The 9,437-nt window shown below is 29.5% G+C and carries 17 protein-coding genes; 4 read left to right on the top strand and 13 right to left on the bottom strand.

Annotated elements, in window-relative coordinates; all coding sequences use genetic code 11:
• Positions 1-146: 146 nt before the first annotated feature.
• From FOT98_RS28955 to FOT98_RS28910, 10 genes are all read right to left on the bottom strand, one after another.
• The gene (locus FOT98_RS28955; protein WP_000736944.1) at positions 147-458 is read right to left on the bottom strand and encodes a hypothetical protein; all 312 of its coding nucleotides are present in this window, start codon (positions 456-458) and stop codon (positions 147-149) included.
• Positions 459-533: 75 nt separating this feature from the next.
• Positions 534-812 carry an AbrB/MazE/SpoVT family DNA-binding domain-containing protein gene (locus tag FOT98_RS28950; protein WP_000843050.1) on the bottom strand — a complete coding sequence of 93 codons (279 nt, stop codon included), beginning with the start codon at positions 810-812 and terminating at the stop codon, positions 534-536.
• A gap of 14 nt (positions 813-826) precedes the next feature.
• Positions 827-1,030 carry a hypothetical protein gene (locus FOT98_RS28945; RefSeq protein WP_001123650.1) on the bottom strand — a complete coding sequence of 68 codons (204 nt, stop codon included), beginning with the start codon at positions 1,028-1,030 and terminating at the stop codon, positions 827-829.
• Positions 1,031-1,057: 27 nt separating this feature from the next.
• Positions 1,058-1,285, bottom strand: a complete 228-nt coding sequence (locus FOT98_RS28940; protein WP_000021288.1) for a hypothetical protein — start codon at positions 1,283-1,285, stop codon at positions 1,058-1,060.
• Between the two features lie 24 nt (positions 1,286-1,309).
• Positions 1,310-1,750, bottom strand: coding sequence for a hypothetical protein (locus FOT98_RS28935; protein WP_000892314.1), 441 nt, complete (start codon positions 1,748-1,750; stop codon positions 1,310-1,312).
• Between the two features lie 117 nt (positions 1,751-1,867).
• Entirely contained in the window at positions 1,868-2,281 is a 414-nt protein-coding gene (locus tag FOT98_RS28930; RefSeq protein ID WP_000126133.1) for a hypothetical protein, read from the bottom strand.
• 39 nt (positions 2,282-2,320) lie between these two features.
• On the bottom strand, positions 2,321-2,620 hold the full coding sequence (locus FOT98_RS28925; RefSeq protein ID WP_000023422.1) for a hypothetical protein: 300 nt from the start codon (positions 2,618-2,620) through the stop codon (positions 2,321-2,323).
• A gap of 77 nt (positions 2,621-2,697) precedes the next feature.
• Positions 2,698-3,108 carry a hypothetical protein gene (locus FOT98_RS28920; RefSeq protein ID WP_001193820.1) on the bottom strand — a complete coding sequence of 137 codons (411 nt, stop codon included), beginning with the start codon at positions 3,106-3,108 and terminating at the stop codon, positions 2,698-2,700.
• Between the two features lie 114 nt (positions 3,109-3,222).
• Positions 3,223-3,432: a hypothetical protein gene (locus FOT98_RS28915; RefSeq protein ID WP_001058763.1), complete on the bottom strand. Its 210-nt coding sequence runs from the start codon at positions 3,430-3,432 to the stop codon at positions 3,223-3,225.
• A 30-nt stretch (positions 3,433-3,462) separates the two neighbouring features.
• Positions 3,463-3,765 carry a hypothetical protein gene (locus FOT98_RS28910; RefSeq protein WP_000523775.1) on the bottom strand — a complete coding sequence of 101 codons (303 nt, stop codon included), beginning with the start codon at positions 3,763-3,765 and terminating at the stop codon, positions 3,463-3,465.
• 188 nt (positions 3,766-3,953) lie between these two features.
• Between FOT98_RS28910 and FOT98_RS28905 the strand changes: the two genes are divergently transcribed.
• Entirely contained in the window at positions 3,954-4,223 is a 270-nt protein-coding gene (locus tag FOT98_RS28905) for a ribbon-helix-helix domain-containing protein (RefSeq protein WP_000162598.1), read from the top strand.
• Between the two features lie 111 nt (positions 4,224-4,334).
• On the top strand, positions 4,335-4,607 hold the full coding sequence (locus FOT98_RS28900; protein ID WP_001043947.1) for an HU family DNA-binding protein: 273 nt from the start codon (positions 4,335-4,337) through the stop codon (positions 4,605-4,607).
• Positions 4,608-4,938: 331 nt separating this feature from the next.
• Here the strand turns inward: FOT98_RS28900 and FOT98_RS28895 are convergent, their stop codons facing one another.
• The 3 genes from FOT98_RS28895 to FOT98_RS28885 form a co-directional block, all read right to left on the bottom strand.
• Complete coding sequence (locus FOT98_RS28895) at positions 4,939-6,171, bottom strand: SIR2 family NAD-dependent protein deacylase (RefSeq protein ID WP_000051204.1); 1,233 nt, start codon at positions 6,169-6,171, stop codon at positions 4,939-4,941.
• Positions 6,140-7,462, bottom strand: a complete 1,323-nt coding sequence (locus FOT98_RS28890; RefSeq protein ID WP_000210898.1) for a hypothetical protein — start codon at positions 7,460-7,462, stop codon at positions 6,140-6,142. Before FOT98_RS28890 ends, FOT98_RS28895 begins: the two co-directional genes overlap by 32 nt.
• Positions 7,463-7,615: 153 nt before the next feature.
• Positions 7,616-8,245, bottom strand: a complete 630-nt coding sequence (locus FOT98_RS28885; RefSeq protein WP_000181006.1) for a hypothetical protein — start codon at positions 8,243-8,245, stop codon at positions 7,616-7,618.
• 284 nt (positions 8,246-8,529) lie between these two features.
• On the opposite strand from FOT98_RS28885, the gene FOT98_RS28880 reads away from it, so the two are divergent.
• Both FOT98_RS28880 and FOT98_RS28875 read left to right on the top strand, forming a co-directional pair.
• A complete protein-coding gene (locus FOT98_RS28880; RefSeq protein ID WP_001045585.1) occupies positions 8,530-9,012 on the top strand; it encodes a thioredoxin family protein in 483 nt (160 codons plus the stop codon).
• A gap of 39 nt (positions 9,013-9,051) precedes the next feature.
• A partial coding sequence (locus FOT98_RS28875) for a DUF418 domain-containing protein (protein WP_395940778.1) occupies positions 9,052-9,437 on the top strand: 386 nt, incomplete at its 3' end.

The raw sequence follows: 9,437 nt of genomic DNA, 5'->3' as shown, positions 1-9,437 counted from the left end.
TAGCGAATAAGTAAAAAAAGCCTGTATCGAAAATTACCAGGTAATCGTCGATACAAGCTTTATATTTTAATGTTTAATAATGGTTATATATATTTAACATATGGATGTCTTTTTTCTTTATATATATATGAATAGATGTTATTAGGTTAAATAAAATCTTTAATGTAATTAGCTATGTCACTAGAAAACAGTGCCATAATTGTAACAACTATATACATAGCAAATAACGATTTTGCTTTTTTCCTCTCATCTGCTTGTTCTTTTTGAAGAGTGATATAGTAAAGAGATGTTAATAGAGTTCCAATAAAGACAAATATCAGGATTATTCTTTGGAGTATGACAGCTTGTTCTTCAGCTATTTGCATAAGAGTTTCAACGTCAGCTTTTAATAATATGTTCAGTCCAACCATTACATATAAAACTAATAAGGCTAATTTAAGAAAAGTTAATTTTTTCATTTTTATAGTGTTCCTCTCTCTTAAATTGTATCGTGAAATACTTTTAATATGGTTTATAACTGTATAAAATAATTCTTACTTTACTAAGTGTTGCTGAATTTCTTTAATTAAAAGTTCAGCCCCTTCAGGACTAAGAACAATTTGTCCATTAGCTAATGACATGTTTTTTTCTGAAATATCACCAGTTATTGTACAAGCATCATATGACTTGTATTTTTGTAGTATTATCTTTTCACCTTCTACAAATATTTCTATAGGATCTTTTTCTGCGATTCCTAATGTTCTTCTCAATTCTTTCGGTAGAACAATACGTCCTAATTCATCTATTTTACGTGTAACACCTGTTGATTTCATGCTTTACCACCCTTTTATTTGTTTTTTAAATCGTTCAGTTCTTTTAATAAATCTTCATGTTTCTCACATAATCTATATACATCTAATAACAATTGTCTACCATTTATTGCTCCCCATTGATTAGATATGTTAACACCATGCAAACATTTGATTAAATCTGGATTCAATATGGCATTTTTTATTTCATCTATACTCATTTTCATTTCTTCTTTAGGCATTTGCTCTTTCTCCTTCGGATCTATCTATCACATATGGACAGACGTACTAAATGATGTATTTTGGGTATCATTTGCATTTAATACTACAATTTTATCGATAAGATTAATTGCTTTATCCAACGAAATGTTTTTTTCATAACATTTATAGCCTAGTTCTAATGTTAAAAGTGTAGCTTCACTTAAAAGTGATTGTTTTTGAATCTCCTCAATTTTTTTCCCTCTTTTACGAAGATTAATATACTGTTCTATCGACATAATTTCATGCTCCTCTCGCTACAATTACATATCTAAATTACTATTATCATCTTTTATTTCGTTTTCTCTCTCTTTAGCTTCTAACATAAAGTTAGCATAAATCATTATCTTTTCTAATCCATCTTTCGTTGCATTATAATCTGTGATATAACGTTCTTTTCTTCCTGGACTCATATATTTGTTATTTTTCATTTCGTTTATTGTTTCTATATTTAAGATTTTTCCCTTTCCTTTTAATTCGTTCACGAGTTTCAAATTAATAGCTAGGCCTATACTCCAAAGAATCAAGCCGATAACGAAAGAAAGTAATAGATGTACTGAAAGAGAATTATCAATGATCATGAAATAGAGAAAATAGATAATTGAGATTGTCCACAAAAATGGATTGTAGTACTTTTGAATTTTTTTATATTTTTTTATATTTATTTCGTGTTGCTTTTTTCTCATTTCAAGATTCTCTAACATGTAAAAGCTCCTTTTAATTAGTTAACTAAGCTTTTTTTCAAGCGTTGAGTATAAACATTACGTTTTCACTCTATTTCTATAATTTTAATTGTAATTAGACTGCTCAGAATTACCTTCTTAGTTTATTGTAGATGTGATTTGCTTAAATTCCTTAAAACCTATAACCCTATCATTTGGATCATATGCGTAAGCTAATTTATAAATCCCTGTATTTGTGGTCACCTTGTAATACTCCGTTTTTGATACTGGTTCTATTAAAATATCTGTAATAGGTAATTTGAGCTTTTCTTTTAGCAGTTCCTCTTGTTTTTTTTCGTTGTACGCTAACCTTTCATTTTTTTGTTTAACCGTTTGATCCTGTTCAATTGTTTGGAAGTACCCGCATACCATTAATCCTATAAAACTCCCTACCATTACAACTGATACAACAATTTTTGCAATCTCAGGTAGATTAGAACCGATAATGATTATAGCAATTGAAACAATACATATAAACAATAATAAAAAAGTTACGAATTGTAATGCTGTCAACTTAACTCAAACCTTTCCATAAGCCACTTTTCTCTAATGCTATTTTTGATTAGTGATTGTTGCAAGTTTAACAAAAAAGCTATTCGCAAATTCATGGAAAAAGTAAATTACACCATAAGCCAATAGCAAGACACCTACCGAAAAACAAATTAATACAATTTGTCCTTTCCAATTGTATTCGCCTAAATGCCTAAATTTAAAAGATACAGCTAGTAAAAGAGGGCTTATAAAAAGTAATGGTATAGTGAATTTATTTAAGGGAATACTCCCTCCAATGAAGCTCCCTAAAACTAATCCACAAAATAAAATTGCTAATATCATTGGTTTTTTTATGCTCATTGCAATCTGTCCTTTCATCTGAATATATTTAATAAATTGATTGTTTTCAAAGTAAATAACAGGAGAACTCTCCTATATTAATTAGTTAGAATCGGGGTAATCTTTTTGATGATCATATTATCATCCATATCACGTGTAAAGATAACTCTAAATACCCCTTTTTCACTGGTTACCTTCGTATAATCCTCATAATCTTCGACTAATAATTTATCGCTAGTCGTTCCCAGTTCATTTTCTAATAGTCTATTTTTATCATCTATTTGCTTTTGTTCAAGGTCTCTCAAGTTTATAGCAAGTACTGCAAGATTATGATCTGCATCTTTACCAGAGTAATATAACGATATGGAAAGAATAGCTACCGTCACTATTATAAATACTGTAGGTAAAGGATTTTCGTGAATAGAACTCAAATCGTTATTTATACCGAATAATAACATTACGCCAGCAGTTATAACGAGTGAAATTGCTAGTATTGCTAGTGTTTGCATACTACGTTACCCTCCCATAATTATTGTATTCGCTCAAAACAACGACATAATTTGATTCAACAACTGGAAAACTGTAAGTAGAAAAAACAAGAATTTTAAATAGAATTAATTTCTTTAATCTTTTCCATCATCATTATTGCTTGTAATAGATGAAAACAAAGCAACACCCATCGCCTTCTTATTACTACTAGAATACCCTCTATATGTTGATTTTCCAAAAATCATCCGTTTCATTAATATCAAAGTAATTAGTAATACAGATACACAACCCACTATCCATAAACAAGACCAAAATAAATTAATCAAATCATTGAAATTATTCATTTAAATCCCCCATTATTAGTTAATTTATGTTCATAGTCTATTTGCTTTAAAAAGAGCAAGCAGCAAGAAGAATCCTAATAAGCATAAAATTGTTATATTCAATGAGATCCCTGTGTAATGACCAATTGTTACCGTCAAATTATTATAAGTAGGTTCAAATTTATCTTTAAACATAAGTAAAATTCCCGAACTAATTAAACAAATAATTGCTCCAGTTAATCTAATTATGTCTGGAGCATAAAGCTGCTTAGTTTTTAGCCAAAGAACAATAATCGTTGCTAGGGTAACTATAGAAAAGATAAAGATTGATATGATAAGAGTTAAAAGTCCCATCGTGGTAACCCCCTTTCGTTTAATTATAGTTCATAATCAATAAATAAAACTTTATATATTGATTATATAATGAACACAGATATTAAACAACAATAAACTTCATGAAGTTTATTGTTGTTTAATTAAATTGATAGAAACTCTATAGTAATGCTATTATATAAATATGAAAAAGTTAAAGGGTGTTCAATATGACTAAAAAGAAACATTATAAAGTAGTGAATAGAAAACAATTATCTACAACATTAGCCAATGATTTGAATGAAAGATTAGAAAAACTTAAAGAGGATACAAATATACCTAAAACAAGACTATTAGACCAGGCAGTTTCACTGTTATTACTCTTTCAGTCTAATTCTACTAATGCTTTCATTAGTGAAATGAACGAATTAAAAGAGCAAAAAGGGCTTAATAGTAGTGAACTCACAGATTATATTTTAAATAGTCTAAAGAAGGACTAACATGGTTTTATCTAGACTGCTAAGAAACAATCTATGGGTATAGTACTAATTGCATCAAAAGTATAGGCACGTTATAATAGTCACCTAATTACATATAACGAGGTGTAGAAAATGAATAAGACTGAATTAACAAAAGTAGTAGCAGAAAAAGCAGAACTTACACAAAAAGATGCAGCTGCAGCAACACAAGCTGTATTAGATACAATTACAACGGCACTAGCAAGTGAGGAGAAAGTTCAGATTCTTGGATTTGGTACATTTGAGGTTCGCGAAAGATCTGCACGTACAGGACGTAACCCACAAACAGGTGAAGAAATGCAAATCGCTGCTTCAAAAGTACCTGCTTTTAAGGCTGGAAAAGAATTAAAAGATGCAGTGAAATAATTACATATAATGAAAAGGGTTTGATATTCATATCAGACCCTAATGAGACTAACTTAGTTTTAGATATAGAAAAATTTAATTTTCCTAATAGTATTTGAGATGACTCTCCTGATTTGATAAAATCTTAATATATGTAAATTTGCATGTATAAATGTTTGTTTTAATGTTATACTAGATTTAACCAAGAAGCATCCAACAAATTATGATTAATCACTACATTTTCTTTCATAGTATGTCAACGTAAAAAAAGACACTTTCTATAGTGTCTTTTTTTACGTTACTAGATGAATAGATGGATTACAACTTATATTTGGCGATTTTTTATCATATATTATATGATGCTATTTATTATATATTTAATAGCATCCACCATGCCTTGCTGAAACTTATCACTTTCGGTTGGAACTTTTATACCAATTGGTGTTAATCCCCTATGAGATAATTGTTTATTCTCACGGGGATGTAAATTAGGCACAATAATAAAGTGCTGACCGCCTATGCTATTGTGAATGTCCCTATATATTTCCTTAAAATATACATCTTTAAAAGAAAATCCAATAAACAACAAGAATTTACCAGACATAATTCCATTTAGGAAGTCTTTTGTTTTTCGATCCGTATACAAATCATTATAATCATTTTTCGTAACAACCATTGTTTTAGGCCTTTCTGCCATACCGTGAAAATGAACAACTTGCTTTTTACCTTTATTTAAATGATTCTGTAGATTTTCTATATCTTCGATTATCTTAGGAGAACTATAACCGTCCTTCTCTTTATTCCTATATACATCTAATGCATTATCATAATTTGTAGTCAGTATAAAACTAGAAGCCAAATTCATAATATCCCTAATGTTATGCTTACTTTCATCTACTTGATTATTAAAATCGCTGTCTATTTTATTCGTTATATATGTTTTTATTTTATCCTCAGTATTTAAAGTTGGTGAATACTCAAGTATTGTATCTACAGCACCTAGGAAATCACCACTATTAATTAAACCTTCACAGTACTCTTTATCTATTGCTGTATGAAGCTTTTCTTTCATACCCCAAATTAATCCATACCAATCCGGAAGACCAAGTGGCTTTGAGACGCCTGCTCCTAAAAATGGGACTATCTTATCGACATTTTCTTTCAATAACAAGTAGTTATCCATATATTCCTCTTGCAAATACTTTGTTAGCATTTCCTCTTGTTTAGAATTTACCATCTGTATAAACTCCTCTCTTAATTCAAATATTTCTTTAATAAAATGGGATGGACTTTCATGGATTTTCTGCTCACAGAACTCACAATCTTCGTTTAAATCTTCTACAACATCATGTTCTTCATGTTTTAGACATTCATAGGCATAACTTTTTTCAAATAAACTTTCTTGTAATAAGTGTTTCACAAGAAAGTTTATTTCTTTTTCGTTTAATTTTGCATGATAAAGATCTTCTTTTGAGAAAGGTTGCATATTAACTGTGTTAATTAAAGTTTCAAGTAAACTTAAAACCTCTTCTTGCGACTTGAGTAATTCCTGTTTAGCGGTAATGATTAAGTTCTCCAATGACATGATATATAAACTCCTTGCCTAGTGATTTTTTCTGTAAAAATACTATTCTAAAGGATGTCTGCTTAGCATAAATTGTAGTCTGTGAAACCAAACAATTATCTGGGTTAGTATTTCTAAAATCTAAAAACCAAGAAATAGACCATTCTTCTAAATCAGATGATTTTTCAAATTCAGTATAGAGGCTATGAAATAAATCTGTATAGGCAACAGGAATTTTAGATCCTCCGGATTGTGCAGCCCCTTTACTAAATTTACTGGAAATAAATTTTATTCTTGTTGGATACCCTTTTAGAGGTATCTGTTTTGCTATTTTTACTATATCCTTTGTTTTATACTTTTTGCTTATAAACGCAGAACATAACATCGATTGTATTTTCATTCCAAGCGGAGCAGTATTAGTTTTAATAAATGCACTATCATTTGGGAATAGTTTTCTAAGAATAGTTTGGACGCTATCCTTTACCTCTTCTTCTGTAGCTTTTAAAACTTCTTCATGGATGTCTCCTAATAGATTATGTAAAAGATTGGAACATAAATTATACATTCCTTTCCTATCTGACTTCACATCTATACTTTCTAAATTAATTAAAGGTTCAACTATCAAATTTTTAACAGTTGAATACAAGCGATTAAAAGATTTTGGATAATCATCATATTGATTATTCTCATCATTTTTTTTAGATTCTGCCTCTTTTTCATTCTCAATATCTTTTATGTCAGTTAAATTTCGAATCATTGTTAAACAAGTACCATTTTCGAAATTAATATCTATTCCCGCTATAAAGTATCCTATCCTTGTTCCTCTAGGTACAACTTGAACAAATATAAATCTAGCAGTTTTCACCTTATCTCCATTAGTAGTATAGTCATAGCCTGCAATAAATTTAGTACCTAAAGCCTTTATGTCTAACATATCCATTAAATAATACTTACCATCATTCATTTTAGAGAGTAGTGCTTGCGGTATTCTTGTTTCGTTATTAAAACTTTCTAGAATTCGCTTTACTTTCATGTTAAAAGTCGAAACCTCTAACGTGTTATCTGTAACATTAAATCTATCTACAAAAATATTTCTTAATCTACTGTACATTATATGCTCAAAAAATATAGTGTTAAGTAAATACCTATCTTTAGGATTATTTCTAATTACTTCTTCAAAATACGTACTCAATTTCTTTTTATCTTCAATTTTTATAGAAGAACTTAATTTTTCATTCGCTTCTTCTATAATCTTAGAAGAGTCTACAAATTCCAAAAACTTGTGGCCAGTAAATACATAATTTGTCGTCACTTAATTCACCTTCTATTTATTGTTATATAAATATCCTTATTTTAAGTACATATCACTAAAGACAGATCCTGTACCAGTTACTTTACATACTATATTTTTTTGTAAACCATCAATTGTTTAATACTCAACGGAAGCATGATATGCATTATAATATTACTTTAATGTTTTTAAATTATTTAAGATAGAAACGAATCCTAAGACTTTTTGTATTCCCAAAATCCTCATTTCAACCGATTCTAGAAATTTTATAAATTCATTCTTAGTAAACTTCCTTTGTATAATTTCTAACTCTTTTAGCTCTTGCAAATTTTCGACCTCATCAAATCCTTTATGTAATGTAAAGTAAAGGACTCCACCATCTTTAAAGATTTCATAAATTGAGTGTAAGGTACTTTCTAAGTGCTTATTATATTTCATGGAATCTTCACTTTTATTTACCATTGTTAGGCAATCAAAGAAGCGTAGTTTATTCACTATCAAGATATCTTCCTCTATTTTTTTATATGCTGGCGTTAAATCGTAGTTAGAATACTTCTGTAATCTTTTTTCTTCAACTTGTTTTTTTCGCATTTCCTCAGCATCCGGTATTATAAATATACCTTTTTTTATTTCTTTAAGTACACCTTGCTTTTTTAAAGCTAACAATCTTTGTTTACTAATTTCAAATCTATCCATAATATCTTTTGAATCCATCGTATATTGTTTAACGATTCTTTCTACAATCTCTGAGCTATTAATTTTTAGGATTAATGCAAGTTCTTCCAGATCAATAAAATTTGTCATTACAGACCCTCCCGTTTACAAAGTAAATAGATGCTTACTGAATTGTACTATGTACTGTTTACTTTGTAAATAGGTTTAAAAATAATATGGTACGTGAAATTTTATAATCTAGTGCTTTTGTTGAAAATTTATATAGTATTTTATATGGATTATATGTTAAAATATAAGTAGAAAATTTGTTTCCATTGTTTATACTCTATTGTACGTAGCGTGAAGGACAAACCTTACGCCCAGTTAACTCGGGCGAGGTTTGTCCTTTTTTTTACTTTAAGGAGGAATTTACTATGAATAAAGTCTACAAAATTGGAGCAATTGTTACTACATTATGCGTTGCTTGTATCGCTATCTTTACTTTAACTAAAAATGAATCTGTTAACCCAGAGACTGTAACACCAAACAAAACAATTGTATCAGCTGCAGAAACAAAAGGATCGCCCGAAAATATTAAAGATATTTCAAAAGAAGAATTAAAGCAAAAAATACAATCCCATGAAGAGTTTATTGCGTACTACTATCAACCAACTTGTCATTATTGTAAAAAGGCAGCACCAGATATCAATAGTATGTCAAAAAAGCATGATAGAACCATCTATCGTATTGATATCTCTACGCCAGAAAATCAAAGTGCCTTTCAAGAGTTCGATATTCCTGGCACTCCAGTTGTTGTAGCTTATAACAGAGGTGAAGAAATTGAACGCCTAGAAGGTGCAGTGTCAGCTGCTACATATGACGGATTCTTTGCGAGACGTAATTCGAGCGCTAGTTAATATAGTGCTCGTTTTTCTTTTTAAGAAAGGGGAATTTACATGCAACAAAACGCCCGTATTTATTCTTTAGACGCAATAAGAGGTATAGCCATACTATGTATCCTATTTTCTAATCTACCTACTATGACGGGACTAGATCCCTTTAACCAGGCCGGTTATTCCGGTACAGATAAAGGGATTCGTTTTTTAATAGATTTGTTTATACAAGCAAAATTCTATACTATTTTTGCATTCTTATTTGGGGTAGGATTTTTTATCTTTATAAAAAACGCGGAAGCAAAAGGATATTCTATATATAAGCTATTTAGCCGTAGATTGTGTATTTTGCTACTCTTTGGTTTACTCCACTTTATCTTTCTATGGTATGGAGATATTCTACACGCATATGCCTTAGCTGGTTTTATCCTATTGTTCTTTTATAAGCG

The sequence above is a fragment of the Bacillus sp. HY001 genome (assembly GCF_007558965.1).
GTDB lineage: Bacteria > Bacillota > Bacilli > Bacillales > Bacillaceae_G > Bacillus_A > Bacillus_A mobilis.
This window is presented reverse-complemented; position numbering and strand designations above follow the sequence as displayed.

Excerpts from the sequence above, each read along its gene's own strand:
- FOT98_RS28955 (WP_000736944.1), bottom strand. The coding sequence starts at position 458 with ATGAAAAAATTAACTTTTCTTAAATTAGCCTTATTAGTTTTATATGTA.
- FOT98_RS28950 (WP_000843050.1), bottom strand. The coding sequence starts at position 812 with ATGAAATCAACAGGTGTTACACGTAAAATAGATGAATTAGGACGTATT.
- FOT98_RS28945 (WP_001123650.1), bottom strand. The coding sequence starts at position 1,030 with ATGCCTAAAGAAGAAATGAAAATGAGTATAGATGAAATAAAAAATGCC.
- FOT98_RS28940 (WP_000021288.1), bottom strand. The coding sequence starts at position 1,285 with ATGTCGATAGAACAGTATATTAATCTTCGTAAAAGAGGGAAAAAAATT.
- FOT98_RS28935 (WP_000892314.1), bottom strand. The coding sequence starts at position 1,750 with ATGTTAGAGAATCTTGAAATGAGAAAAAAGCAACACGAAATAAATATA.
- FOT98_RS28925 (WP_000023422.1), bottom strand. The coding sequence starts at position 2,620 with ATGAGCATAAAAAAACCAATGATATTAGCAATTTTATTTTGTGGATTA.
- FOT98_RS28920 (WP_001193820.1), bottom strand. The coding sequence starts at position 3,108 with ATGCAAACACTAGCAATACTAGCAATTTCACTCGTTATAACTGCTGGC.
- FOT98_RS28915 (WP_001058763.1), bottom strand. The coding sequence starts at position 3,432 with ATGAATAATTTCAATGATTTGATTAATTTATTTTGGTCTTGTTTATGG.
- FOT98_RS28910 (WP_000523775.1), bottom strand. The coding sequence starts at position 3,765 with ATGGGACTTTTAACTCTTATCATATCAATCTTTATCTTTTCTATAGTT.
- FOT98_RS28905 (WP_000162598.1), top strand. The coding sequence starts at position 3,954 with ATGACTAAAAAGAAACATTATAAAGTAGTGAATAGAAAACAATTATCT.
- FOT98_RS28900 (WP_001043947.1), top strand. The coding sequence starts at position 4,335 with ATGAATAAGACTGAATTAACAAAAGTAGTAGCAGAAAAAGCAGAACTT.
- FOT98_RS28895 (WP_000051204.1), bottom strand. The coding sequence starts at position 6,171 with ATGTCATTGGAGAACTTAATCATTACCGCTAAACAGGAATTACTCAAG.
- FOT98_RS28885 (WP_000181006.1), bottom strand. The coding sequence starts at position 8,245 with ATGACAAATTTTATTGATCTGGAAGAACTTGCATTAATCCTAAAAATT.
- FOT98_RS28880 (WP_001045585.1), top strand. The coding sequence starts at position 8,530 with ATGAATAAAGTCTACAAAATTGGAGCAATTGTTACTACATTATGCGTT.